This is a genomic window from Sandarakinorhabdus cyanobacteriorum, assembly GCF_002251755.1.
In the GTDB taxonomy this organism is placed as follows: Bacteria; Pseudomonadota; Alphaproteobacteria; order Sphingomonadales; family Sphingomonadaceae; genus Sandarakinorhabdus; species Sandarakinorhabdus cyanobacteriorum.
In genome coordinates, this window is record NZ_NOXT01000109.1 from 19,583 (window position 1) to 44,376 (window position 24,794).

General features: G+C 68.1%; 20 protein-coding genes. 8 read left to right on the forward strand and 12 right to left on the reverse strand.

Annotated elements, in window-relative coordinates:
• Window positions 1-209: 209 nt before the first annotated feature.
• The 3 genes from CHU93_RS08940 to gltX form a co-directional block, all read right to left on the reverse strand.
• Window positions 210-2,372 (reverse strand): hypothetical protein, encoded by a 2,163-nt coding sequence (locus CHU93_RS08940; RefSeq protein WP_094473742.1) that lies wholly within the window; start codon window positions 2,370-2,372, stop codon window positions 210-212.
• Between the two features lie 82 nt (window positions 2,373-2,454).
• Window positions 2,455-3,735: a citrate synthase gene (locus CHU93_RS08945; protein WP_094473743.1), complete on the reverse strand. Its 1,281-nt coding sequence runs from the start codon at window positions 3,733-3,735 to the stop codon at window positions 2,455-2,457.
• A gap of 17 nt (window positions 3,736-3,752) precedes the next feature.
• The gene (gltX, locus tag CHU93_RS08950; RefSeq protein WP_094473771.1) at window positions 3,753-5,177 is read right to left on the reverse strand and encodes a glutamate--tRNA ligase; all 1,425 of its coding nucleotides are present in this window, start codon (window positions 5,175-5,177) and stop codon (window positions 3,753-3,755) included.
• A gap of 65 nt (window positions 5,178-5,242) precedes the next feature.
• Between gltX and CHU93_RS08955 the strand changes: the two genes are divergently transcribed.
• Window positions 5,243-7,333, forward strand: a complete 2,091-nt coding sequence (locus CHU93_RS08955) for a ComEC/Rec2 family competence protein (protein WP_133064360.1) — start codon at window positions 5,243-5,245, stop codon at window positions 7,331-7,333.
• On the opposite strand, the gene CHU93_RS17940 is transcribed toward CHU93_RS08955, so the two are convergent.
• On the reverse strand, window positions 7,323-8,069 hold the full coding sequence (locus tag CHU93_RS17940; protein ID WP_094473745.1) for a PEPxxWA-CTERM sorting domain-containing protein: 747 nt from the start codon (window positions 8,067-8,069) through the stop codon (window positions 7,323-7,325). The genes CHU93_RS08955 and CHU93_RS17940 overlap by 11 nt on opposite strands.
• A 195-nt stretch (window positions 8,070-8,264) precedes the next feature.
• On the opposite strand from CHU93_RS17940, the gene CHU93_RS08965 reads away from it, so the two are divergent.
• Window positions 8,265-9,293, forward strand: coding sequence for an amidohydrolase family protein (locus CHU93_RS08965; protein ID WP_094473746.1), 1,029 nt, complete (start codon window positions 8,265-8,267; stop codon window positions 9,291-9,293).
• 9 nt (window positions 9,294-9,302) lie between these two features.
• Here the strand turns inward: CHU93_RS08965 and lexA are convergent, their stop codons facing one another.
• Genes lexA through CHU93_RS09005 form a run of 8 tightly spaced genes read right to left on the reverse strand, consistent with a single transcriptional unit; the run spans window position 9,303 to window position 17,507 of the window.
• A complete protein-coding gene (lexA, locus tag CHU93_RS08970) occupies window positions 9,303-10,046 on the reverse strand; it encodes a transcriptional repressor LexA (RefSeq protein WP_423825899.1) in 744 nt (247 codons plus the stop codon).
• A complete protein-coding gene (locus CHU93_RS08975; protein WP_094473748.1) occupies window positions 10,047-11,246 on the reverse strand; it encodes a molybdopterin molybdotransferase MoeA in 1,200 nt (399 codons plus the stop codon).
• Window positions 11,243-11,713 carry a cyclic pyranopterin monophosphate synthase MoaC gene (gene moaC, locus CHU93_RS08980; protein ID WP_094473749.1) on the reverse strand — a complete coding sequence of 157 codons (471 nt, stop codon included), beginning with the start codon at window positions 11,711-11,713 and terminating at the stop codon, window positions 11,243-11,245. The genes CHU93_RS08975 and moaC overlap by 4 nt, the downstream gene beginning before the upstream one ends.
• Entirely contained in the window at window positions 11,710-12,501 is a 792-nt protein-coding gene (gene trpC, locus CHU93_RS08985) for an indole-3-glycerol phosphate synthase TrpC (protein ID WP_094473750.1), read from the reverse strand. The genes moaC and trpC overlap by 4 nt, the downstream gene beginning before the upstream one ends.
• Window positions 12,498-13,481, reverse strand: coding sequence for an anthranilate phosphoribosyltransferase (gene trpD / locus CHU93_RS08990; RefSeq protein ID WP_094473751.1), 984 nt, complete (start codon window positions 13,479-13,481; stop codon window positions 12,498-12,500). Before trpD ends, trpC begins: the two co-directional genes overlap by 4 nt.
• Window positions 13,478-14,092 (reverse strand): anthranilate synthase component II, encoded by a 615-nt coding sequence (locus CHU93_RS08995; RefSeq protein ID WP_094473752.1) that lies wholly within the window; start codon window positions 14,090-14,092, stop codon window positions 13,478-13,480. Before CHU93_RS08995 ends, trpD begins: the two co-directional genes overlap by 4 nt.
• Window positions 14,089-15,612 carry an anthranilate synthase component I family protein gene (locus tag CHU93_RS09000; RefSeq protein ID WP_094473753.1) on the reverse strand — a complete coding sequence of 508 codons (1,524 nt, stop codon included), beginning with the start codon at window positions 15,610-15,612 and terminating at the stop codon, window positions 14,089-14,091. Before CHU93_RS09000 ends, CHU93_RS08995 begins: the two co-directional genes overlap by 4 nt.
• Before the next feature lie 2 nt (window positions 15,613-15,614).
• Window positions 15,615-17,507 carry a peptidylprolyl isomerase gene (locus CHU93_RS09005; RefSeq protein ID WP_094473754.1) on the reverse strand — a complete coding sequence of 631 codons (1,893 nt, stop codon included), beginning with the start codon at window positions 17,505-17,507 and terminating at the stop codon, window positions 15,615-15,617.
• Window positions 17,508-17,597: 90 nt separating this feature from the next.
• On the opposite strand from CHU93_RS09005, the gene tpiA reads away from it, so the two are divergent.
• The 6 genes from tpiA to CHU93_RS09035 all read left to right on the forward strand — a co-directional run bounded on the left by tpiA (window position 17,598) and on the right by CHU93_RS09035 (window position 24,785).
• Window positions 17,598-18,329, forward strand: a complete 732-nt coding sequence (tpiA, locus tag CHU93_RS09010; RefSeq protein ID WP_094473755.1) for a triose-phosphate isomerase — start codon at window positions 17,598-17,600, stop codon at window positions 18,327-18,329.
• A gap of 99 nt (window positions 18,330-18,428) precedes the next feature.
• Window positions 18,429-18,776 (forward strand): preprotein translocase subunit SecG, encoded by a 348-nt coding sequence (gene secG / locus CHU93_RS09015; RefSeq protein WP_086117004.1) that lies wholly within the window; start codon window positions 18,429-18,431, stop codon window positions 18,774-18,776.
• A gap of 48 nt (window positions 18,777-18,824) precedes the next feature.
• Window positions 18,825-20,090 carry an MFS transporter gene (locus tag CHU93_RS09020; RefSeq protein WP_094473756.1) on the forward strand — a complete coding sequence of 422 codons (1,266 nt, stop codon included), beginning with the start codon at window positions 18,825-18,827 and terminating at the stop codon, window positions 20,088-20,090.
• Between the two features lie 43 nt (window positions 20,091-20,133).
• Window positions 20,134-22,374 carry a S8 family peptidase gene (locus CHU93_RS09025; RefSeq protein WP_094473757.1) on the forward strand — a complete coding sequence of 747 codons (2,241 nt, stop codon included), beginning with the start codon at window positions 20,134-20,136 and terminating at the stop codon, window positions 22,372-22,374.
• Between the two features lie 78 nt (window positions 22,375-22,452).
• Window positions 22,453-24,081 carry a CTP synthase gene (locus CHU93_RS09030; protein WP_086117007.1) on the forward strand — a complete coding sequence of 543 codons (1,629 nt, stop codon included), beginning with the start codon at window positions 22,453-22,455 and terminating at the stop codon, window positions 24,079-24,081.
• Window positions 24,078-24,785: a type I pantothenate kinase gene (locus CHU93_RS09035; protein WP_094473758.1), complete on the forward strand. Its 708-nt coding sequence runs from the start codon at window positions 24,078-24,080 to the stop codon at window positions 24,783-24,785. Before CHU93_RS09030 ends, CHU93_RS09035 begins: the two co-directional genes overlap by 4 nt.
• The last annotated feature ends 9 nt before the right edge of the window (window positions 24,786-24,794 follow it).

Here is a 24,794-nt window from a genome sequence, read left to right on the forward strand (position 1 = left end):
GGAATTGACAGAAATCCCCAAAACTGACGTTGAAAACGCGCGCTGTTGCTGTGACCAGTCCAGCCAGTCGTGTCGATGATTTTACAATTGAGACAGAGCCGCAATCACCATCATTGACAGATTCTGGCGATGTAGGACAGGCGAATTCGCCGGTCCCTGCCTCGGCCGGATGCAGTCTGGACGGCGCGGCAATCACCGCGCCCAATGGATCAGTTGAAGCGTCCGGCGGCCTGGCCCAGCGCCAGATAGAGCTTGCCCAGCGTGGACGACAGCAGCACGGCGCCCAGCGCCTCGCCGCCGCGTTCGGGCATGATCTCACCAATCAGAGCCTCGAAATCGGCAAGGAAGCGGCCGGCTTCGGCGCGGAATTCGCGGTCATGCTGGAAATGGCGAACGAACTGGCGGCCGGTGCCGTGATCGAGCCCTTGTTCAAGGCGGCGGGCAATGGCAGCACCGTCGCCGGCGGCATAATCGCTCCACGCCCTGTCATCCAGATCGAAATCCAGCAGGCGCGCCATGTCGACGGCGCTGCCCTGCAGGCTGTCGATCAGGCTGTTGGCACGGCGGCCCAGGGCGTTCCTCGCGCGCACATCGGCACGGGTTTCCACCGCCGCCACATGCGCCTCCACTTCCGCCAGCGTCGTGGTGAGTGACAGGATGCGCTGGGTCACCCGTTCGGCAGCGGCTTGGGCGGCATCGCCGGCCTTGCCCTGCAGGGCCACCAGCTCCGCAATCCGCTCGCGGATGGGGGCGGCAAAGGCGGTCTCGGCCCGGCTGCTGGCGGCCTCGCCCAGCGCGGCCTCCGCTTCGGCCACCACGCCGTCCAGCGCGGTGCGCATGGCGCCGGCGGCGGCCTGGGCGACATCGCGCACACGCCCGAAACTGTCGATCAGATCGGTGGAGGTGGTCAGCGCCAGGCGGCCGGTGTCGGCCTCAAGGCTGCGAAGCTGATCCTGGGCGCGGGCAATGGCATCGGCGAGTTCGGCGCTGCTGGCGGCCAGCGCTTCGCGGGCGAGGGCCAATCGATCGCTGGCGCTGCCGACATTGTTGCTGCTGGCCAGGATGGGCTCGGCCAGTGTCTCGGCCTCGGCCTTCAAGGCGGCGAGCCGGGTGGACAGCGTGGCGATCAGCGGTTCGGTCGCCGGCACGCGCGTGTCGAGCAGGGTCAGCGTCGCCTGCGCTTCGGCACTGATGCCGGCCAGCTGGCCCTGCAGCTGCGCCAGGGTGGTGGCGGCGCTGTCGATCGGTTGGCCCAACGCACCGGCACTGGCGGTTGCACTGGCCATGCCTGCGTCCAGCGTGACCAGCGCCGCGCTGCTGGCCTGCATGGCGGCGGTGAGGCGGGCCTCCATCGCTTCCACCCGGGCGGCCAGATCGGTCACAAGCTGCCCGGCGTTGGCCCCGGCCGTCTCGATTTCGGCCGCCACCCGGCCGGCCAGCGTCTGCAGCGTCGTCAGCCGTTCGTCGAGGGTGCGGGCGGCTTCGCCACCAATGTGCGCCAGCGTGGTGCGGGCCTGGTCCAGCCCGGCCAGCATGGCGCTGGTCTGGGTGTGCACCGCCTCGCGCGTGCCGTCCACCACCGCCAGCGTGCGGTTGCTGGCGGCATCGAGCGCGGCTTGCAGCGTGGCCAACGGGGTTTCAACGGCGGCGCGGGCGGCATCGGCAGCGCTGGTCAGCTGGGCGAGGCTGGCGGCACCGGCCTCCCCTAGGGCGCCGATCTCGCGGGCGCTGCTGGCGGCGGCGCTGCGGGCCTGGGCTTCGGCCTCGCTGGCGCGGGTATAGAGCGCGGCGAGCAGGGTTTCGGTTTCGGCCAGCTGGGCGCGCAGCTGATTGTCGGCGCGGCCCAGCAGCTCGATCAGGCCTGTCGCCTGGGCGGTGGCGGCCGGGACGGCGCCGGCCACCTCACTGGCGGCGGCCGTGGCCTGGGCGATGGTGCGGGCCAGCGCATCGTTGCTGGCGTCAAGGGCGCGGCCGGCATCGGCAATCGCGCTGGCATGGCCGGCGACCGGCTTGGCCAGTGCGGCGATGCGGTGGGCGGTGGTGTCGAGCTGTTCCTGCAAGGCAGCCAGGGCAACCGCACTGCGTTCCACTTCGATGGCGGCCAGTTTGGCGCGGGTTTCGGCGGTTTCGGCGCGCAACGCGGCGATCGCGCCGGCATCACGCAGCTGCAGCACCGCCAGCCACACCACGGCCAGCGGCGCCAGCAGCGCCAGCCCGGCGATGATCAGCGGCTGTGCGCCATCGGCGAGCACGATCTGCCCGGTGAAGGCGGCCCAGCCGGCACCGATACCGGCCACCCACAGCAGGCTGGCAACGGCGGCGATGATCCACGGCCAGCGGCGTGGGGGTTGGGGGGTGAACAGATCGTCCATGCTGAATCACAAACAGGAAAAGGGGCTGCCGTTCAAGCCGGCAGCCCCCTGTTATCCTGCAATGGCAAAGATTCCGCGAACGTCAGCCGCGCTGGGCCAGCGGCACATAATCGCGCGGGCCGTGGCCGGTGTAGAGCTGGCGCGGCCGGCCGATCTTCTGTTCCTTGTCTTCCATCATTTCCGTCCACTGCGCGATCCAGCCGGTGGTGCGCGCCAGCGCGAACAGGGCGGTGAACATGGAGGTGGGGAAGCCGATGGCCGACAGGATGATGCCGGAATAGAAATCGACGTTGGGATACAGCTTCTTCTCGATGAAATAATCATCCGACAGGGCAACCCGCTCCAGTTCGCGCGCGGTGTCGAGCACCGGATCGGAAATGCCCAGCGTGTCCAGCACCTTGGTGGCCGCCTCGCCCAGCACCTTGGCGCGCGGGTCGTAATTCTTGTAAACGCGATGGCCAAAGCCCATCAGGCGGAACGGGTCATCCTTGTTCTTGGCGCGGGCGACAAACTCCGGGATCCGCTCCGGCCGGCCGATCTCGCGCAGCATTTCCAGCGCCGCCTCGTTGGCGCCGCCATGCGCCGGGCCCCACAGGCAGGCGATGCCGGCCGCGATGCAGGCAAAGGGATTGGCACCGGACGAACCGGCGAGACGCACGGTGGAGGTGGAGGCATTCTGCTCGTGATCGGCGTGCAGGATGAAGATCTTGTCCAGCGCGTCTTCCACCACCGGGTTGATCACATAGGGCTCGGCCGGTACGCCAAAGGTCATCCGCAGGAAATTGCCGGTGTAGCTCAACGAGTTGTCGGGATAGAGGAAGGGCTGGCCGACCGAATATTTATAGGCCATGGCCGCAATCGTCGGCATCTTGGCGATCAGGCGGTGGCAGGCGATGGTGCGCTGCTGGGGATCATGGATATCGGTGGAGTCGTGATAGAAGGCCGACAGCGCGCCGACGACGCCGCACATGATCGCCATCGGGTGGGCATCACGCCGGAAACCGCGATAGAAGGTGGCGAGCTGTTCATGCACCATGGTGTGGCGCGTGATCAGATAGCGGAACTCGTCATGCTCCTTCTGGTTCGGCAGCTCGCCGTTCAGCAGCAGATAGGCAACCTCGAGGAAGCTCGACTGCTCGGCCAGCTGCTCGATGGGATAGCCGCGGTGCAGCAGCACACCCTGATCGCCATCGATATAGGTGATCTTGGATTCGCAGGCGGCCGTGCTGGTGAAGCCGGGATCGAAGGTGAAGCGGCCGGTGTTGCCATAAAGCTTGCGGATATCGATGACTTCCGGCCCGATGCTGCCAGCCCGCACCGGATAGTCCGCGCCCTTGCCATCAACATTGATCGTGGCCGTCATGTCCCTCGTCCCTTCGCTCACATGGCCAGGGCATCCGAAATCCGCCCCAGCACCTCATCCTTGCCCAGCACTTCCAGCACCTCGAACAATCCGGGCGATTGTGCCGAACCGGTTACAGCGGCGCGCAGCGGCTGGGCGATCTGGCCAAGCTTGGCCCCTTCGCTTTCCGCCAACGCGCGCGCCAGCTGTTCCAGCGCGGCGGCCGACCAGTCATCCTGCTCGGCGAATCGGGCCCGGGTGCGGTCAAGCAGCCCTGGTGCCGCAGACGCTAGCAGTTTGGTCGCACCTTCGTCCATGGGGATTGGGCGGCTGCGAAGATAGAAAAGGCAACCATTGGCCAAATCATTGAGGTTGCTGGCACGCTTTTTCAACTCGGGCATGGTGCGCTGCAAAAGCTGCCGGTCAGCCTCGGTCAGATCGCGACCCAATGCCGCGGCAACGCGGGCCGCGATCAGATCGACCAGCCGGGCATCATCGGCGGCACGGATATAATGGCCGTTCAGATTCTCCAGCTTCTTGATGTCGAACCGCGACGGGCTGCGGCCCACGCCGACCAGGTCGAACCAGCCGATGGCCTGTTCGCGGCTGATGATCTCCTCATCGCCATGGCCCCAGCCCAGGCGCAGCAGATAATTTTCCACCGCCTCGGGCAGCAGGCCCATCTCGTCGCGATAGGCATCAACGCCCAGCGCGCCGTGCCGCTTTGACAATTTGGCGCCGTCGCTGCCGTGGATCAGCGGGATATGGGCATAGATCGGCTCCGGCCAGCCCAGCGCGCGGATCAGCGCCAGCTGGCGGAAGGCGTTGTTGAGATGATCATCGCCGCGGATCACGTGGGTCACGCCCATGTCGTGATCATCCACCACCACGGCCAGCATATAGGTCGGGGTGCCGTCTGACCGCAGCAGCACGAAATCATCCAGCTCGGCATTGTTCACTGTCACCGGGCCCTGCACCCGGTCCTCGATGGTGACGCTGCCGTCGCGCGGGGCCTTGAGGCGGATGACATAGGGCTTGTCGTTCGGCCAATCGGTGCGGTCGCGCCAGCGCCCGTCATAACGCATGGGCTGCTTGGCGGCGCGCTGGGCCTCGCGCAGCGCCTCCAGCTCTTCGGGCGTGGCATAGCAGCGATAGGCGTGGCCCGCCTCCAGCAGCTGGCGCGCCACCTCGGCATGGCGGGCGGCGCGGCTGAACTGATAGACGATCTCGCCATCATGGCTGAGGTTCAGCCAGCCCATGCCATCGATGATGGCGGCAATGGCGGCATCGGTGGAGCGCGCCCGGTCGGTATCCTCGATACGCAGGCGGAATTCGCCGCCGTGGTGGCGGGCGAACAGCCAGTTGAACAGGGCGGTGCGGGCGCCGCCGATGTGCAGGAAGCCGGTGGGCGACGGGGCAAAGCGGGTGACGACCTTGCCCGTGGTCAAGTTGCTTGCGCTCATGCGCGTTTCATCCAATCCTGTTGTCGGGGTCTGTGGCCGGGAGGGGCCAAGACGAAAGCGTGCGGGTGGTTAGCAGAAGCAAGGCGGAGAAACAAACAGCCGCGCAGCGGTTCCAGGACCGCTGGTTTGCCTGGGCGGAGGCCGAGCGCCACCATCTGCCGCTGTGGCTGCCGGTGGCGCTGGCCGCCGGCATGGCCCTGTGGTTTGCCCTGCCCTGGGCACCGTGGCGGCAGGCCGCCTTGCTGGCGGCGCTGGCACTGGCCGGCGGGGCGGCGCTGGCGCGCTGGCGGCCGCTGGCGGCGGTGGCGCTGATGCTGGCGCTGGGCCTTGCGGCCACGGATGTGCGGGTGGCGACGAACGCGCATGCGGTGCTGGCCGAACGCCAGTTTGTGTGGCTCAGCGGCCTGGTGGAGGACAATGAACCGCTGCCGTTCGGGGCCCAGCGGCTGATCCTGCGGCCCGATGAACGGCCGCAGGGGGTCGAGCGGCTGAGCCTGCGGTTGCCGCCGGGCCAGGCCTTGATCGTGCCGGGCAGCCGGGTTGCGGTGCGGGCGCTGCTGTCTCCGCCCGCAGGTGCGGCCGTGCCGGGCGGCTATGATGTTGGCCGCCGCGCCTGGTTTGATGGCATTGGCGCCAGCGGCGTGGCGCTGGGACCCGTCACCGTGACCGCGCCGGCCAGCGCCGGCCCGGCGCTGTGGCTCGCGGGCCTGCGCGGCGCCATCCAGGCACGCATCATGGCGGCGGTGCCGGGGGAGGCGGGCGCGGTTGCAGCCGCCTTCGTGACCGGGCAGCAGGGGGCGATCCCGCCGGCCACGGCCCAGGCCATGCGCGACGCCGGGCTGGCGCATCTTCTGTCGATTTCCGGCCTGCACATCGCCGTGGTGGTGGGCGGCATGGCCTTCCTGTTGCGGCGTGGTCTGGCGCTGTGGCCGTGGCTGGCGCTCAGGGTGCCGGTCCCGACGCTGGCGCTGGCGGGCGGGGCGCTGGCCGGCCTTGCCTATACGCTGCTGGCCGGCGCCCAGGTGCCGACGGTGCGGGCGGTAATCGTGGCCGGCATCGTGGTGATCGGCATGGTGCTGGGCCGGCAGGCGCTGTCGCTGCGGCTGGTGGCAGCGGCGGCCTTCGCGATTCTGCTTGTGCGGCCGGAAGCCCTGCTGGGCGCCAGCTTCCAGATGAGCTTTGCTGCTGTGATCGGCATCATCGCCCTGTATGAAAGCCCGGCCGGCCGCTGGCTGAACGCCGTTCGGGAGGATGAGGCCTGGTGGCACTGGCTGGCCCGGCATGCCGTCGGCCTGCTGGCGACCGGGCTGGTGGCCGAAGCGGCGCTGGCCGGCATTGGCCTCTATCATTTCGGCCGCAGCGGCCTCTATGGCGTGCTGGCCAATCTGCTGGCCATTCCCTGGACCAGCCTTGTCGCCATGCCGGCGCTGATGCTGGCCCTGGCCGGCGAGGCGCTGGGGCTGGGCTGGCTGTGGCCCTTGGCGGGCTGGGCGCTGCAGCGGCTGATCGATCTGGCCGACATTACGGCGGCGATGCCGGGGGCGGTGATCATCACCAGCGCCGTGCCGGGGCCGGCCTTTGCCGTTGGTGTGGCCGGCGGCCTGTGGCTGGCGCTGTGGCGCAGCGGGGCGCGCTGGCTGGGGCTGGCCGGCGTGGTGGCGGGCGTTGCGCTGGCGCTGGCCAGCCCGCCGCCCGACCTTCTGATCAGCGGTGATGGCCGGCAACTGGCGCTGCGCCTGCCCGATGGCCGGCTCGCCCATGCCCGGGCGCGGATGGGTGACCGGATGCTCGACAACATGGCCGAAGCCATGGGCAGCGATGCCGCCGATGCGCTGTGGCTGGGGCAGGTGGCCGGCGCGCATTGTTCCGATGATGCCTGCATCGCCGATGTGCAGCGCGGCGGCCGGCGCTGGCGCCTGCTGGCCACCAACAGCCGCTATCTGGTGCCGCGTGCGGCGATGGCGCCGGCCTGCCGGGCGGCCGACATCGTGGTGTCAGACCGCAGCCTGCCATCCTGGTGCCAACCGCGCTGGCTCAAGCTCGATCGGACCATCCTCGGCCACACCGGTGCAGTGGCCGTGTGGCTGGATCAGCGCCGGGTGGCGGCCGCGATCGATGTGACGGGAGACCGGCCGTGGCGCCCGTTCAGGCGATAACGCGGCGACGGCGGGCGGTGGCACCGATCAGGCCGAACCCGGTGATCAGCATGGCCCAGCTGGCCGGTTCCGGCACCGGATCCAGATAACTATACTGGATCACGAAGGTGCCATTGACATTGGCATTGGCTTCGCCGCGCAGATTGCCCCTGCCGCCTGTTGTCAGCGTGATGTCAGACAAGAGATTGGCCAGCGCGTGGGTGACGGTGAAATTGCCCGTGCCGACATAGGGCACGAAGGTGGAGGGCGTGAAATTGCCGCTGCTGCTGGTGTTGGTGCTGCCAAAGCCCAGCGTAACCTGTGACAGACTTGGGATAACAAACGGGATGGAAGCGCCCTGGCCCGGTGTCGTGGTCACCACAAAATCACTCGGGCCCGGCAGATCAATCGTGAAGCTGTTGCCGATGCTGTAGGCCAAGTTGCCGACCCGCGGATTGGCGGAGCCGCTCAGGTTGATCGAGCCACCCAGTTGGCTGGTGATGCTGATCTTCACGTCGGTCAGCTGAAGGGCTTGGCCCTTGCTCCCGATCGGATTGAATTGCGAGATCGTGAAGCTGAGCGGCTGGAACGAGGTGATCTGGCTGGTCGGCGGGTTGTTGTTGTATTGCGTTTCAGACGTGAAGGCGACGCTGTAGTTTTCGGTCTGCGTCGCCGTTTTCAGATACAGGACGGCCGCAGCCGGCGTGGCAGCCATCATTCCGGCCACCAGGCCCAAAACCAACCCGTTGAAACGCATGCGATTGAGCCCTTGTTCGGAGCATTTTTATCAATCCCCGAGTTAAACGAGCTATTAGCAATATGTGAATCTTGAATGCAAATGAAAAAGCGTTAACGTTAACGTAAAATTACTAATGTTAAATTCGGCCCTGGGCTTGTCTGTGGCGTGGGCTCGTTCCACCATGATGGTCAGACGTGCCAGAGGGATGCAGCCATGCAGCACATCATTGACCCGGATCGACCGATCATCGACCCGCACCACCACCTTTGGGACATCAGGCAGACGCTTGCTGCAATGCCGGCCTCCCACCCGTTCCTGCAGGCGGTCGGCTTGTCGCCGCTCTATCTTCTGCCCGAACTGCTGACGGATCTTGGCGCCGGCCACAATGTGGTGGCCAGCGTGTTTGTCGAATGCGGGGCCTATTACCGGGCCGGGGCACCGGCGGCGTTGCGGCCGGTGGGCGAAACCGAATTCGTCAACGGCGTGGCGGCGATGAGCGCGTCAGGCCTGTATGGCAAGGCGCGAGCCTGTGCCGGCATCGTTGCCCACGCCGATCTGACGCTGGGGGACGCCGTGGCCGATGTGCTGGCAGCCCACAAGGCCGCCGCGCCCGAGCGGCTGCGCGGTATCCGTCATTCGGTGGCCTGGGATGGGGATGGGTCGGTTCTGGGCTTTCTGCAGTCACCGCGCGCCGGGATGCTGGCCGAGCCGGCGTTCCGGGCCGGGCTGGCGCAGCTATCGGCCGCCGGCCTCAGCTATGATGTCTGGCTGCTGGCGCCGCAATTGCCCGATCTCATCGCGGCGGCACAGGCGGTGCCAGATCTGGCGATCATCTGCGATCATGTCGCGACCCCGCTGGGCATCGGGGCCTATGCCGGCCGTCGCGATGCAGGCCACGCCGCCTGGCTGGCCAACATCAGGGCGCTGGCGGCCTGCCCCAATGTGGTGATGAAGCTGGGCGGGCTGGCCATGGCCTTTGGCGGCTTTGCCGAGTTCATGGCCGATCCGATGGCGAGCGCCGAGCAACTGGCGCACAGCTGGCGGCCGTGGATCGAGCCGTGCATCGAGGCGTTCGATCCTGATCGCTGCATGTTTGAAAGCAACTTCCCAGTGGATCGCGGAACCTGCGATTACGCCACACTGTGGAACGCCTTCAAACTGATCGCGGCTGACGCCAGTGAGGCGGAAAAGACCGCGCTGTTCAGCGGAACAGCCGCGCGCGTGTATCGCTTGGCTGTTTGACCTGACAGATCAGTGATAGCGGCGGAGCAGGCCGGCGAGCTTGCCCTGGATGCGCACCTGATCGGGGCTATAGCGCTGGGGCTGGTGCGCGCTGTTGGCCGGATCGAGGCGGATCAGGCCCCTTTCGTGGCGCAGATATTTCAACGTCGCATCCTCGCCGTTGATCAGCGCCACGACGATATCGCCATCCCGTGCAGTGTCGCACTTGCGAATGAGGGCATAATCGCCGTCGTGGATGCCAGCTTCGATCATCGAATCGCCCGACACTTCCAGCGCATAATGATCGCCGGGGCCGAGCAGGGCCGACGGCACGGAGAGCGACTGGTCGCTTTCCAGCGCCTCCACCGGCAGGCCGGCGGCAATGCGGCCGTGCAGTGGCACGGTGATGGTGTCGTTCGCGGCCAGCATGGCGACAGCCGGCGGAGCAGGGGTGGATTGGGATGGATGGGGGCGGCTGGAGACGAGGCTCAGCGCCGGCTTTTCCGCCTTCAGCGCATCGGGCAGGCGCAGCACCTCCAGCGCGCGGGCGCGGTTGGGCAGGCGGCGGATGAAGGCGCGTTCCTCCAGCGCGTTGATCAGGCGGTGGACGCCGGATTTGGATTTGAGGCTCAACGCCTCCTTCATTTCCTCGAACGATGGGGACACGCCATCGGATTTCAGGCGTTCATCGATGAAAACAAGCAGTTCCTGCTGTTTCTTGGTGAGCATGTCAGCCCTCTCCCACTGCCGGTCAACGGAACATGGGAAGAACATCTAGGAAACAATATGGAACCTGTCAAGCGCGATGCAATCGACCATATCGCCAGCCGCAGCCGGCGGCGCATGGGCCGGGCGGATGATCAGCAGTTCGGCCTGGGCGAGCAGGGCGAGGAGCGCGCTGTCCTGCCGGGCGAAGGGTTCGGCGCCCATATCGGTGCGCCGTGCGCGCAGATGATCGCGGCGCGGGCCGTTGGCCGGCAGGGGTTGGGTCAGGGCCAGCTGCTCCATCGGCAGATCATGGGCGCGGCCGGCCAGCAGGCTGACCAGCGGCACCGCGAACAGCAGGGCGGTGACAAAGGCCGAGACCGGATTGCCGGGCAGACCGAGCACGCGGGTGCTGCCCAATCTCCCGGCCAGCAGCGGCTTGCCGGGTCGCAGGGCGATCTTCCAGAAATCAAGATCGGCCCCCAGATCGTTCAGCACCGGCACGACCAGATCATGATCCCCCACGGACGCGCCGCCGATGGTGAGGATCAGGTCCGCATCGGCCGCCGCGAGCGCTGCCGCGAGTGCAGCGCGATCATCCGGGATCAAGCCGGGATCTGAAACGACGGCTCCGGCGCTGTGCAGCAGGGCGGTGAGCATGGCGGGGTTCGACGAGATGATCTGGCCCGGGCCGGGCGTGGCGCCGGGCGGCACCAGTTCATCGCCGGTGGCAATCAGCGTGACGCGGGGCCGGCGCACCACCGGCAGTTCGCCGTGGCCCGCAGCGGCCGCCAGGCCCAGATGCGGCGGGGCGAGGCGGGTGCCGGCCGGGATCAGCTGGTCTCCAGCGGCGAAATCCTGCCCGGCCGGGCGGATATGGGCCCCACGACGCGGCGGGCCGTCGCCCGTCATTCGGGCGCTGTCCCTGTCCCGCGCCACCTCTTCCTGCACCACGATCACATCGGCACCGGCCGGCACGGGAGCGCCAGTGAAGATGCGCACGGCCTGGGCCTCGCCCAGCGTGCCGGCCCAGCCATGGCCGGCGGCGCTTTCCCCCACCACAGCCCAAGGCCGGTGCCGATCGTCCCAGCGGATGGCATAGCCATCCATGGCGGCTGCAGCGAACGGCGGCCGGGTGAGGCGGGCGGCCACATCGGCGGCCAGCATGCGGCCGGCGCAATCATCGAGCGGCCGGGTTTCGGCCGGCAACGGGGCAGCGCCCTCGAGCAACCGCGCCAGCGCGGTTTCGAACGGCAGCAGGCCGGTCATTTCGCGGTGAAATCCCCTGACCGGCCGCCGGATTTCTTCAACAGGCGGATGCCATCGATGCGCATCGTGCGATCCAGCGCCTTGGCCATGTCATAAACGGTGAGCAGCGCGGCGGAGACGGCGGTCAGCGCTTCCATCTCCACCCCGGTGCCATGCGTGGTGGCCACGGTGGCGGTGGCGCGGATCAGCCCATACTCGATGGCGAGATCCACCGCCACGGCATCGACGGGCAACGGGTGACAGAGCGGGATGAGATCGGCGGTGCGCTTGGCGGCCATGATCCCGGCGATGCGGGCGGTGGCCAGCACATCGCCCTTCTTCACCGTGGCGCTGCGGATCGCCTCCAGCGCCTCGGCACCGACATGGATGACGCCTTCGGCCACAGCCTCGCGGCGAGTGGCGGGTTTGGCGCTGATATCGACCATGCGGGCGGCGCCGCCGGCATCAAGATGGGTCAGGCCGCTCACGCCGCAAGGCCGAGCAGCTGGCGGGTCGCCGCCGTCACATCGGCATGGCGCATCAGGCTTTCGCCGACCAGGAAGGTCTGGATGCCCACCTTGGCCAGCGCCGCGAGATCAGCGTGGGACGACAGGCCGGATTCGGCCACCAGCGTGCGATCCGGCGTGTCAGCCAGATCGAAACTGGTCTGGAGGGAGACCTCCAGCGTCTTCAAATTGCGGTTGTTGATGCCGAGCAGCGGGGTTTTCAGCTTCAGCGCCCGGTCGCGCTCGGCGGCGTCATGCACCTCGATCAGCACGTCCATGCCCCACGCGTGGGCAACCGCTTCCAGCTCGGCGGCCTGCGCATCGGACAGGGCAGCCATGATCAGCAAAATGGCATCGGCGCCCAATGCCCGGGCTTCGACCACCTGATAGGGATCGACGATGAAATCCTTGCGGATCACCGGCAGGGCGCAGGCGGCGCGCGCCGCCACCAGATAATTGTCATGCCCCAGGAACCAGCGTTCTTCGGTCAACACGGACAGGCAGGTGGCGCCGCCTTCGGCATAGGCGCGGGCAAGTGCGGCCGGATCGAAATCGGCGCGGATCAGGCCCTTGGACGGGCTGGCCTTCTTGCACTCGGCAATCAGGGCGAAGCGGCCGGCGGCATGGGCGGTGTGGATGGCGCGGATGAAGCCGCGTGGGGCATCGGCGGCGCGGGCGGCGGCCTCCACATCGGCGAGCGGGGTGGCGGCCGTGCGGGCGGCGTAGATGTCGCGCTTGTGGGCGACGATGGTGCTGAGCGTGTCGGTCATCGAAAGGCGATCCAGCGGGCGAGGATGTCAGCCGCGGCGCCGCTGTCAATGGCGGCGGCGGCCTGGGCCACGGCCTGCGGCAATGTCAGGGCCGGGCGCACCACTGTGAGGGCGGCGGCGGCGTTGAGCAGCACCATGTCGCGATAGGCATCCGTTTGGCCGGCGAGCAGATCGCGCAGGCGCTGGGCGTTATAGTCGGGCGTTCCGCCCTTCAGCGCTGCATTCGGGTGGCGGGGCAGGCCGGCGGCTTCCGGCGTGATGGTCTGTGTCGTCAAGCTGCCGCCGGCCAGCGCCACGGCGGTGGTTTCGCCCGAAATCGCCACCTCGTCAAAGCCCTGGCCGTGCACCGCCAGCGCGGCGCGGCTGCCCAAGGCGGCCAGCGCCTCTGCCATCAGCGGCACCGGCTGGGGGGCGAACACACCCATCAATTGCTGGTCCACCCCGGCCGGATTGCACAAGGGCCCCAGCAGGTTGAAGATGGTGCGACGGCCCAGCGCCCGGCGCACCGGGGCCACCCGCGCCATCGCCGGATGATGGCGGGCGGCGTGCAGGAAGGTGATGCCCACCTGGTCCAGGCAGGGCCCCAGCCGGTCCATCGGCAATTCCGGCACGCCCAGCACCATCAGCACGTCTGCCGCGCCGGATGTGGAGGAGGCGGCGCGGTTGCCATGCTTGGCCAGCTTCACCCCGCAGGCGGCGACGACAAGGGAGACCGCCGTGGAGATGTTGAGGCTGTGCATGCCATCGCCGCCGGTGCCGCAGACATCCAGCGCATCGGCAGCGCGGAACGGCTGGATGGCACGGGCGCGCAGGGCGCGGGCAGCCGCGACCACTTCGGTCACGGTTTCGCCGCGATCTGCCAGCGTGGTGAGGAAGCCGGCCAGCGCCTCGTCGCTGACCTTGCCGTCAAAGATCGCGGCAAAGGCCTCGGCCGCCGCTTGCGCGTCAAGCGGGGCGGACGGATCGGGCAACAGGCTCATGCTGCAACCGACAAATCGGGCTTCAGGCCGGCCAGCGTCATGAAATTGGCCAGCAGCCGGTGGCCATGCTGGGTGGCGATGGATTCGGGGTGGAACTGTACGCCGTGCAGCGGCAGCTCGCGGTGGTGCAGGCCCATGATCAGGCCATCCGGGCTGTGGGCGTTGACCACCAGATCGGCGGGCAGCCCGTCCTCCCGCACCACCAGGCTGTGATAGCGCGTCGCTTCGAACGGGGATGGGATCTGCGCAAACACGCCGGTGCCCGTGTGGGTGATCGCGCTGACCTTGCCGTGCATCACCTGCGGGGCGCGTTCGACAATGCCGCCAAAGGCCTGGCCCAGCGCCTGATGCCCCAGGCAGACGCCAAACAAGGGCGTGCGGGTTTCGGCGGCAGCGGCAATCAGCGACAGGCAGATGCCGGCCTCATTGGGCGTGCACGGCCCGGGGGAAAGCAGGATGGCCTTGGGGTTCATGCCCATGGCGTCTTGCGTCATCAGCGCATCGTTGCGCACCACGATCGTCTCGGCCCCCAGCTCGGCCAGATAATGGACGAGGTTGAAGGTGAAGCTGTCATAATTGTCGATGACGAGGATGGTCCCAGAATTCTTCATTGTCCGAACCCGGCCTCTGCGGCGGTGGCGATGGCCTCGCGGGCGGCGGCGATCAGGGCGCCAGCCTTGGCTTCGCATTCGCGCTGTTCATAATCGGCGACGCTGTCGGCGACGATCCCGGCGCCGGCCTGCACATGCATCACGCCATCCTTCACCACCGCGGTGCGCAGCACGATGCAGCTGTCCATATCGCCATTGGGGCTGAAATAGCCGACGCCGCCGGCATAGGGCCCACGCGCTTCGCCCTCCAGTTCGGCGATGATCTGCATGGCACGCACCTTGGGCGCACCCGACACCGTGCCGGCCGGAAAGCCGGCCAGGAAGGCCGCCACCGCATCGATGCCATCGGCCATGCGGCCCTGCACGTTCGATACGATGTGCATGACATGGCTGTAGAATTCGACGAAGAACTTGTCGGTCACCGTCACCGTGCCGGGCACCGAAACGCGGGCGGTGTCGTGCCGGCCCAGATCGAGCAGCATCAGATGTTCCGACAATTCCTTGGGATCGGCGAGCAGGCTTTCCCGGTTGGCGGCGTCTTCGGCGGCATCCTTCCCGCGCGGGCGGGTGCCGGCGATCGGCCGGATGGTGACATTGCCATCGCGCGCCCGCACCAGGATTTCAGGCGATGACCCGACCAGCGCAAAACCGGGCAGATCGAGGAAATAGAGGAAGGGTGACGGGTTGATGCGCCTGAGCGCGCGATAGAGCGCGAAGGCCGGCAGCGGGAAGTCCACCGAAAAGCGCTGCGAGAGCACGACCTGGAAGATGTCGCCAGCCAGAATATAGTCGCGCGCCCGGTCCACCATGGCGGCGAAGCGGGCGCGGGGCGTGTGGTGGTGGGGCACTGCCGTCGGCAGATCTTCGGGCGCGCGCGGCGCCGCCGGCAGGGCCTGGCCAAGCCGGCGCTCGGCTTCGATAATGCGATCGGCAGCGGCTGTATAGGCGGCATCGGGATCGGCGGCATCAAAGATCGGCGCGACAATGAACAGATCATCCTTCAGCCGGTCAAACACCAGCAGCAGGGTGGGGCGCACAAACACCATGTCGGGCAGGCCCAGCGCGGAGGCGCCGGCATCCGGCACGCTGGGTTCCACCAGTCGCACGCTTTCATAGCCCATGTAGCCCACCAGACAGGCCAGCGCGGCGGGCAGTTCGGGCGGCACATCGGCGCGGGCTTCGGCCACCAGGGTGCGCAGATTGGCCAGCGTGTCGCCAGGCATGGCGGTGAAGGCGCTGCGATCCTGCTGCCAGTGGCGGTTGATTTCCGATGTGTTGCCGTGGGCCCGCCACACCAGATCGGGATCAAGGCCCAGCAGCGAGTGGCGGCCGCGCACCTGGCCGCCTTCCACTGATTCCAGCAGGAAGGCGCCCGATCCCTCGCTGCCCAATTTCAGCATGGCCGAAACCGGGGTTTCGGTGTCCGCAACGATGCGCGTCCACAACAGTTGCGGCCGGCCGGCGGCCAGTGCGGCAACAGCGGTGGCGCGATCCGGTGCGATGGCGGCACTTCCCGCCATGATTATTGCGCGCCGTCGCCGGTCAGCCGCTGGCGCAGGGCCCGGATGGCGGCATTGTTGCGATCGGTCTTCACCGCGGCGATGCTGGCCTTGGCCAGCCCTTCGGCCATTTCCTCGGGCAGGGCGGCGCCGAGTTCGCGGCGGGTCTGCTCGATCATGCCCGGCACGGCGCGCGGATCGCCCGGCACGATGCGATCCACATGCACGATCGCCCAGCCGCCGGGCACGGCAACCACCTGGGTGCTGCCGGGGGCGCCATTCATGAAGGCGCGGGCGGCTTCGGGCACGTCGCGCGCGTTGGCCAGATCGAGCCGGCGGGCAACCAGCGGGCGCGGGCTGGGCAGGCCGGCATCGGCCAGCGCCTTGGGGAACACCGTGCCCTTGGCGATGGCGGCCACCACGGCATCGGCCTTGGCCTTGGCCGCCTTCATCGCCTTGTCCTGCGTGGCGCCAGCCATGGCCAGCGGCATCACCTCTTTCAAGGGGGGCGGCGCGGCCGGCAGCACCGTTGCGGTTTCCATCACCACCAGCCGGCCACCGCCCAGATCCTCCACCACCGGGCCATCGGCGCTTTCATGCTTGAAGGCACGGGCAGCGATGGTCGCCAGATCACCGCTCAGCGGCGGCTGGCCGGCCGCGATGCCCTTTTCGGTCACCGGGGACTGGGTGATCACGGTCAATTTCAGTTCCTTGGCAATGTCGGCAAAGCTTTTGCCGGCTTCCACGCCATCCTCGATGCCGTTCACCACATCGGCCACGGCATCCTGGCCCAGCCGCTGTTTCAGATCGGCCGCCACGGCGGCGCGGGCCTGGTCAAGGGTCTTGCCGCCGCTGCCCAGGGCGGCGACGCGCACGACGTGCCAGCCCAGGGCCGATTTGATCGGCGCGCTCACCCCGCCGGCGGGCAGGGCAAAGGCCGCCTTGGCAACATCGGCGCTGGTGGCCTTGGCAAAGGCGGCTTCCGTCAAGGTGCCCACCGCGATATCGGCAGCGCCAAAGCCGGCGACGCTCTGCGCGGCTGCCGCAAAGCCCTGCCTTGCCGCCGCAGCGGCCAGGGCCTTCGCCTTCGCCTCATCGGGCACCACCACCTGTTCCAGCACGCGGGTCGGCGACGCGCCATATTTGGCCGGGTCCTTGGCAAAGGCATCGGCAACCGCCTTTTCGCTCACCGTGATGCCGTCGGTGATGGCGGCGTTGTCGATGAAGGCATAGCGGAAGCCGCGCCGTTCCGGGATGGTGAAGCGGGCGGCATTGGCCTTGAACCAGGCTTCGGCTTCGGCGGCGGTGGCCTGCCCGACCGGCGCTGCCGGCACCAGGGCGATGCCGCCTTCATGCCGGTCCACCAGCAGGCGGGCATAAAGCTCGGCCACGCCATCGGGCACCGCCAGCGCGCCGGTGATCGGTTTCACCACCTGCTCGCGCAGCAGGTCGCCGCGCAGCGATTGGCGGAACTTGCGGTCGGTCAGGCCCTGCTGGGCCAGCAGCCGCTCATAGGTGGCCTGATCGAACTTGCCGCCACTCTGGAACGCCGGGATGCCCACGATCACCTCGTCCGCGGCGGTTTCCGATGCGCCCAGCCCGGCATCGCTGGCCATTTCCTCCATGGCGGCGCGGCCAATCAACTGGTCTGCAATCAGTTCCACCAGGCCCTCGCGAGCGGCCATCGCCTGGGTCACGCTGGGATCGCGCTGGCGCAGGTCACGCACCTGGCGGTCCAGCGCCTCCAGCACATCCGGTTCGGTGATGGTGCGGCTGCCGACCTTGGCCACGGCGCTGCCGGGCGCGCTCCCGCCCAGCGGATCATTCACGCCGGTGATGGCAAAGGCCACCAGGATCAGGCCGAACAGCACAAGCACGGGCCAGCTGGTGAGATAGCGGCGAAAGAAACTGATCATCGAAATTCCGTGACAGATGAAACGCGCCGCTTGTAACGGCGCACTCTGCTTGCCACAAGCGCCGCCGTGGCACCCGATGCGGAGAGAGCGATGCCTGCCCTGATCGTTGGCAACTGGAAAATGAATGGCCTGGGCGAGGCGGTCGCCGAAATCGCCGAAATGGCCGGCAGCGGCGCAAGTTCAAGGCGTGTGGGTCTCTGGATCGCGCCGCCCTTCACCCTGATTGACCGGGCGGTGATCGTGTCGGCCGGCAGCGTGAAGATCGGCGGTCAGGATTGCCACCACAAGGACAGCGGCGCCCACACCGGCTGTGTCTCGGCGCCGATGCTGGCCGATCTGGGCGCTGGCTTCGTGATCGTCGGCCACAGCGAGCGCCGGCGCGACAATGGCGAACGTGATGCTGATGTGCGCGCCAAGGCGATGGCCGGCAAGGCGGCCGGGCTGGAGGTGATCCTGTGCATCGGCGAAACGCGGGACGAGCGCGATGCCGGCGAGACCAACGCCGTGCTGTCTGCCCAGCTGGCCGGATCGTTGCCCGATGATGCCGAAGCACTGATCATCGCCTATGAACCGGTGTGGGCCATCGGCACCGGGCTGGTGCCGACGCTGGATGATGTCGCCGCCGCCCATGCCCATATCCGCAGCCAGCTGGTCGCCCGCTATGGCGCGGCCGGGCATGGCGTGCGCATCCTCTATGGCGGCTCGGTCACGCCGGCCAATGCCGCCGATCTGCTGCGCGTGGCCGATGTGGGCGGCGTGCTGGTGGGCGGGGCCAGCCTGACGGCGGCCAGCCTGCTGGCGATTGCGTCGGCGGCGCCCTGAGGCCAGTCACCTTGCCAGTCACCTTGATTGCGCCGGGGCGCGAAGCCATGTAAGGCGCGAGCCAGTTTCCCCAGTTTCGCATTGAAAGCCGTTCGCCTCGTGATCACCTTCCTGCTTGTCGTCCATGGCCTCATCACCCTTGCGCTGGTGGGCGTGATCCTGTTGCAGCGGTCGGAAGGCGGGGCGCTGGGCATTGGCGGCGGCGGTGGCGGCGGGCTGATGACGGCGCGCGGTGCCGCCAACCTGCTGACCCGTTCAACGACGATCCTTGCCAGCCTGTTCATCGCCATGTCGATCCTGCTCGCCGTGCTGTCGGCCGGTGCCAACAAGCAGCGGGTGATCGATCCGACCATCGCGGCCAAGGCCGCGCCGGCCAGTGCCCCGACGCCGGCCCCCGCCGCGCCGGCCACCACCCCCGCCCTGCCGGGCGTGCCTGTCGCGCAATAAGCGGCGCGGTTGAGCCGGGGGGGCACCAGCGCCAAAGCCGGGCCAGGCATGGCCGGGCAGATCCGCCAGATTTTTGGCGGAGCCGCCGGCAATCTGGTCGAATGGTATGATTGGTATGCCTATTCGGCCTTCGCGCTTTATTTCGGTCCGCGCTTCTTCCCGCCCGGCGATGATCTGGCGGCCGCGCTGAACAGCGCCGCCATTTTCGCGGTCGGCTTTCTGATGCGCCCGATCGGCAGCTGGCTCCTGGGGGCCTGGGCCGACAGGAGGGGGCGCAAATCGGCGCTGACCCTGTCGGTTGCAATGATGTGTTCGGGCTCGCTGCTGATCGCGGTGGCGCCCACCTATGATCAGGTCGGGCTGCTGGCCCCGGCCATCCTGCTGTTTGCCCGGCTGGTGCAGGGGCTGTCGGTCGGCGGCGAATATGGCGCCTCGGCCACCTTCATGAGCGAGGTGGCGCGGGCCAAATGGCGCGGTTTCCTTGCCAGCTTCCAATATGTGACACTGGTGGGCGGGCAGTTGCTGGCGCTGGCGCTGCTGGTGCTGCTGCAGGCGCAGATGGACGATGCCGCCCTGAAGGCCTGGGGCTGGCGCATCCCGTTCGTGGTGGGCGCGCTGTGCGCGGTGCTGGTGTTCTGGCTGCGCACCGGGCTCGTTGAAACCGAAGCCTTTGCCCAGGCGCAGGCGAACAAACCCCCAGGCAGCCTGCTCAGCCGGCTGCTGGCCCATCCGCGTGAATTGCTGATCGTGCTGGCACTCACCGCCGGCGGCAGCCTGTGGTTTTATACCTTCACCACCTATATGCAGAAATATCTGGTGCTGTCGGCCGGCTGGACCAAGCAGGAGGCGACCAGCGCCTCGGCCATCGCGCTGCTGGTCTACATGCTGATGCAGCCGGTTTTTGGCGCAGCGTCGGATCTGTTGGGCCGGCGCACATTGCTGCTGGGCTTTGGGGTGGGGGCAACGCTGGCGACAGTGCCAGCACTCACGGCGCTGGGCCAGGCCCGGCCGGATGGCAGCGGGCTGCTGCTGCTGATTGGCTGTCTCGCCATCTTGTCGTGCTACACCGCCATTTCCGGCGTGGTGAAGGCGGAGATGTTCCCGGCGCATGTGCGCGCGCTGGGCGTTGGCCTGCCCTATGCGCTGGGCGTCGCCATCTTTGGCGGATCGGCTGAATATGTGGCGCTGGCCTTCAAGGATGCGGGGCAGGAAAGCGGTTTCTTCTGGTATGTGACGGTGATGGCCGGCGTGGCGCTGGTGGCGGCGCTCGCCCTGCCCGACACACGGGCAAACAGCCGCATCGAAACGGACTGAGGCGCGCTTGCGCACGGTCGCCGGCTGCCGCACTCTGCCCATCATGAGCAGGCGCAATATGCAATGGCGGGCAGGGGCGGCACTGGCACTGGCGCTGGGCCTCGTGGCCTGCGGCGGTGCGGGCGGCGGCGTCGCAACCGTGCCGGTGCCGACGCCTTCGCCGACCCCAACGCCAACCCCAACCCCAACCCCGACACCAACCCCGACACCAACCCCGACCCCCAGCGCCTTTGACACGGGCGAATATCGCCGATCGGCCGCCGTGCAGGTGCAGGCGCTGGTGGCCTATGATCGCGGCGTCTCGGGCCAGGGTGTGACCATCGCGGTCATCGATTCGGGCGTGAACCCGGCGCTCAGCGAATTTTCCGGCCGCATCTCGCCCGCCAGCCGCGATGTCGCGTCAAACCGGGCCATGGCCGATGAACGTGGCCATGGCACGTCGGTGGCCGGCGTGGCGCTCGCGGCGCGCAATGGCAGCGGCATTCACGGCGTCGCGCCGCTGGCGACACTGCTGGCGCTGCGGGCCGATGTACCGGGCAGTTGCACCGATACCGGCTGCACCTATGCCGCCAGCGCCATCGCCACCGGGCTGGATCTGGCCGCCGACGTTGGCGCGCGGGTGGTCAATCTGTCGTTGGGCGGAGAGGGCACGACAAGTGCCGTGCGGGCCGCCGCCGCGCGGGCCGCTGCCGCTGGCGTGGTCACCGTGCTGGCAGCCGGCAATGATGCACTGGCATCGCCATCGGGCTTTGCAAATCAGCTGGTGGCGGTGGCGTCCTCCACCACGCTGGTTGTGGGCGCGGTGGACAGCGCCGGCGCCATCGCCGATTTTTCCAACCGGGCCGGACTGCTGGCGGGCAATTATCTGGTGGCGCCGGGGGTTTCGGTGCGCAGCTTCAACCAGGATGGCACCGCCTTTCTCTATGGCGGCACCTCGATCGCCACGCCGGTCGTGGCTGGCGCCGTCGCCCTGCTGGCCAATGGCTTCCCGGGACTGACCGGGGCGCAGATTGTTGATATCCTGCTGAGCACCGCCGATGATCTGGGTGCGCCCGGCACCGACGAGATTTATGGCCGCGGCATGCTCAACATCGCGCGGGCCTTCTCGCCCGTGGGCGGGATCAGCAGCGGCGGCAGCCTTGTGAGTTTTGGCGGCAGCATCGGCGGCCCGCTTGGCGACGGCGGTGACCTGCGCGGCGCCCTGGCCGCCGTGCCCGTGGTGGATGCCTATCAGCGGCCCTACACCGCCAATTTGTCGGGCAGCATTGGCCAGGCCCCCACCGGCCGGCTGGCGGCGCGGTTGCTGGCGCAACCGGTGGCACAGGCCGTGGTGGAGACGGGCAGCAGCGCTGCAGCCTTTGCCCTGAATGGCGACAACCGCAACCAATGGGCCGGCGATCGTGCGACCATGGCGGCACTCGCCCCCGGTGCGCCCACCGGCGCCATCTCCGGCCATATGCTGCTGGCACTGCCGGGCGGGCAGCGGCTGGCGGCTGGACATGGCGAGGGAGTGGCAAGCCTGCTGGCGCTGGCCGATCCGTGCTTGGCACCGCCGCAAGCCATCACAGCCGATCCGGCCCAGCCGCTGGGCAGCCGGCCGCTGGGCGCGGCGGCGCTGGCCCAGCCGCTGTCAACGCCGCTCGGCGATTTCCGCCTGGCGCTGGCCTTTGGCCAGGCCCTGCTGCCGGTGGAGCGCAGCGCCGGCGCGGCGCTGGCGCGCGGCCTGTCGACCACCGCCGTGCTGCGCCTGTCGCGCCAGTTCGGCGGGCTGACCCTGGCGGGGGAGGCCCGGTTCGATGATGAGCGCGGCAGCCTGGCCGGATCGCGGCTTGCCGCCGGCTTTGGCCTGGCCGGTGCCACCACCAGCAGCCTGGGCGTCAGCGCCCGGCTGGCGCTGGGGCGGATTAAACTGGCTGGCGATTGGCGGCGTGCCCAAAGCCGGCTGCGGCTGGGAAGCGGCCTGATCCGCGGCAGCGACGGCCTGTCGGGCGCGGCGGCCAGCGTTTCGGCGCAGGCTGCCGGCCTGTGGCGGGCCGGTGATTCGCTTGTCTTCACCGTCACCCGCCCGCTGGCCTTGGCCGGGCCGTTGCAACTGGCCGGCTTCCCGGCGCCGGTCTGGGCCGGGCCGCAGGCGCGCGAAACCGCGCTGGAGGCCGGCTATGCCCTGCCGCTGGTGGCCGGCGGGCGGTTGCAGTTCAGCCTGTTTCACCGTGACAATCCCGGCCACATCGCTGCCAGCCCCGATGATGATGGCGCCGCCCTGCAACTGGGCTGGCGCTGGTAGCTGTCCACAACCTATTTGCCGCGCCCGGCGTTTCGGGGCTGGCGCCGGCTGCCCAAATCGGCTTAGGGCTTTTCTCCCATGACGCGGTTTATTTTCATCACCGGCGGCGTGGTCTCCTCGCTTGGCAAGGGTCTCATGGGCGCATCACTTGCGGCCCTGCTCCAGGCGCGTGGCTACAAGGTCCGCATTCGCAAGTTCGATCCCTATTTGAATGTCGATCCGGGCACGATGAGCCCCTATCAGCACGGCGAAGTCTATGTGACCGACGACGGCGCCGAGACCGACCTTGATCTGGGCCATTATGAGCGCTTCACCGGCGTGGCGGCGCGGAAAACCGACAATATCACCTCGGGCCGCATCTATCAGGACATCATCGCCCGCGAACGGCGCGGCGAGTTCCTGGGCGGCACCGTGCAGGTGATCCCGCATGTCACCGATGCCATCAAGGCCTTTGCCCGTGCCGAGGTCGACGGCCTGGATTTCGTGATCTGTGAAATCGGCGGCACGGTGGGCGATATCGAAGGCCTGCCGTTCATGGAGGCGATCCGCCAGATGGCCGCCGACGTGGGGCGCGCCAATGTCTGCTATATCCATGTCACGCTGGTGCCGTTCATCGCGGCGGCGGGCGAACTAAAGACCAAGCCGACCCAGCACAGCGTCGCCGAACTGCGCGGCATCGGCATCCAGCCCGATGTGCTGGTCTGCCGGTCCGAACATCCGCTGCCGGATGGCGACCGCGCCAAGATCGCGCTGTTCTGCAATGTGCGCAAGGAAGCGGTGATCGCGGCGCTGGACGCCGCCTCCATCTATGAGGTGCCGTTGCAATATCATGCCGAAGGGCTGGATGATGAGGTGCTGCGCGCCTTTGGCATCACCGATGCGCCGGCCCCGGTGCTGACCCGCTGGACCGATATTTCCGCCCGCATCCACAACCCGGAAGGCGAAGTGACCATCGGCGTGGTCGGCAAATATACCGGGATGAAGGATGCCTACAAATCACTGACCGAGGCGTTGGTGCATGGCGGGCTGGCCAACCGGGTCAAGGTCAACATCAAGTGGCTGGACGCCGAGGAATTCGAGGGCGCCGATGTGGCCGCCCGGCTGGAGCCGATGCATGGCATCCTCGTGCCCGGCGGCTTTGGCGAGCGCGGCAGCGAAGGCAAGATCGCATCCGTGCGCTTTGCCCGCGAGCGGCGCGTGCCCTTCTTTGGCATCTGCCTTGGCATGCAGATGGCCTGCATCGAGGCGGCCCGCAACCAGGCCGGCATCAAGGCCGCATCCACCACCGAGTTTGGCGAAACGTCCGAGCCGATCGTGGGCCTGATCACCGAATGGATGAGCGATGAAGGCCTGCAGACCCGCGAGGCCGGCGGCGATCTGGGCGGCACCATGCGGCTGGGTGCCTTCCCGGCCGAACTGGCGCACAACAGCGTGGCGGCCAGCGTTTATGGCAGCACCCAGATCGAGGAGCGCCACCGCCACCGCTATGAAGTCAATGCCGCCTATCGCGAGCGGCTGGAGGCCGAGGGCCTGATCTTTTCCGGCATGTCCCCCGATGGCCTGCTGCCCGAAGTGGTGGAACGGCCCGACCATCCCTGGTTCATCGGCGTGCAGTTCCACCCCGAACTGAAATCCAAGCCGTTTGATCCCCACCCGCTGTTCGCCGGCTTCATCGCCGCGGCGATCAACCAGAGCCGGCTGGTGTGACGCCGATAACGCCCGCCGCTCTCGCCACCCGGCTGGCTGCGGCGTGCCGGGCCGGCGAAACGCTGGTGGCGGGGATCACCGGTTCGGTGGCGGTGGGCAAGACGACGCTGGCCCGCCAGATTGCCGAACATCTGCCGGGCCGGGTGGAGATCGTGTCCACCGATGGCTTTCTGTTGCCCAACGCGGTGCTGGAGCCGGCCGGGCTGTTGATGCGCAAGGGCTTTCCCGAAAGCTATGACCATCAGGGCATGGCTGCCGCCATCACCGGGCTGAAGCGGCTGGCGGCCGATGGCCCGCCGGTAACGGTGCCGGCCTATTCGCACGCGCTCTATGATATTGATCCGGCTGGCGCCCGCCAGATTGCGGCGGCCGATGTGGTGCTGGTCGAAGGGCTGGGCCTGGCGCCGGCCGATGATGGCAGGCGGCCGCCGCTGGACCTGCTGCTCTATATCGATGCCGATGAACCCGACGTGCGCCACTGGTTTGTCGAGCGCTTCATCGGCCTGTGGGCGGCTGCGGCGGACGATCCCACCAGCTTTTACGCCCGCTTCCGCAGCATGACCGAGGCCGAGGCGCGCGCCTTTGCGGTGAGCGTGTGGGAAGGCGTGAACCTGCCTAACTGGCAGCAGCATATTGTCCGCGCCCGCGCTGTTGCGGATGTGGTGGTGAAAAAGACGCTCGATCACAGCCTGATGCTGGCCTGACGCGGGGGA

What these genes read in the sequence shown, in the direction of transcription:
- CHU93_RS08940 (WP_094473742.1), bottom strand. Translation starts at nt 2,372, where the DNA reads ATGGACGATCTGTTCACCCCCCAACCCCCACGCCGCTGGCCGTGGATC.
- CHU93_RS08945 (WP_094473743.1), bottom strand. Translation starts at nt 3,735, where the DNA reads ATGACGGCCACGATCAATGTTGATGGCAAGGGCGCGGACTATCCGGTG.
- gltX (WP_094473771.1), bottom strand. Translation starts at nt 5,177, where the DNA reads ATGAGCGCAAGCAACTTGACCACGGGCAAGGTCGTCACCCGCTTTGCC.
- CHU93_RS17940 (WP_094473745.1), bottom strand. Translation starts at nt 8,069, where the DNA reads ATGCGTTTCAACGGGTTGGTTTTGGGCCTGGTGGCCGGAATGATGGCT.
- CHU93_RS08965 (WP_094473746.1), top strand. Translation starts at nt 8,265, where the DNA reads ATGCAGCACATCATTGACCCGGATCGACCGATCATCGACCCGCACCAC.
- lexA (WP_423825899.1), bottom strand. Translation starts at nt 10,046, where the DNA reads ATGTTCTTCCCATGTTCCGTTGACCGGCAGTGGGAGAGGGCTGACATG.
- CHU93_RS08975 (WP_094473748.1), bottom strand. Translation starts at nt 11,246, where the DNA reads ATGACCGGCCTGCTGCCGTTCGAAACCGCGCTGGCGCGGTTGCTCGAG.
- trpC (WP_094473750.1), bottom strand. Translation starts at nt 12,501, where the DNA reads ATGACCGACACGCTCAGCACCATCGTCGCCCACAAGCGCGACATCTAC.
- trpD (WP_094473751.1), bottom strand. Translation starts at nt 13,481, where the DNA reads ATGAGCCTGTTGCCCGATCCGTCCGCCCCGCTTGACGCGCAAGCGGCG.
- CHU93_RS08995 (WP_094473752.1), bottom strand. Translation starts at nt 14,092, where the DNA reads ATGAAGAATTCTGGGACCATCCTCGTCATCGACAATTATGACAGCTTC.
- CHU93_RS09000 (WP_094473753.1), bottom strand. Translation starts at nt 15,612, where the DNA reads ATGGCGGGAAGTGCCGCCATCGCACCGGATCGCGCCACCGCTGTTGCC.
- CHU93_RS09005 (WP_094473754.1), bottom strand. Translation starts at nt 17,507, where the DNA reads ATGATCAGTTTCTTTCGCCGCTATCTCACCAGCTGGCCCGTGCTTGTG.
- tpiA (WP_094473755.1), top strand. Translation starts at nt 17,598, where the DNA reads ATGCCTGCCCTGATCGTTGGCAACTGGAAAATGAATGGCCTGGGCGAG.
- CHU93_RS09020 (WP_094473756.1), top strand. Translation starts at nt 18,825, where the DNA reads ATGGCCGGGCAGATCCGCCAGATTTTTGGCGGAGCCGCCGGCAATCTG.
- CHU93_RS09025 (WP_094473757.1), top strand. Translation starts at nt 20,134, where the DNA reads ATGAGCAGGCGCAATATGCAATGGCGGGCAGGGGCGGCACTGGCACTG.
- CHU93_RS09030 (WP_086117007.1), top strand. Translation starts at nt 22,453, where the DNA reads ATGACGCGGTTTATTTTCATCACCGGCGGCGTGGTCTCCTCGCTTGGC.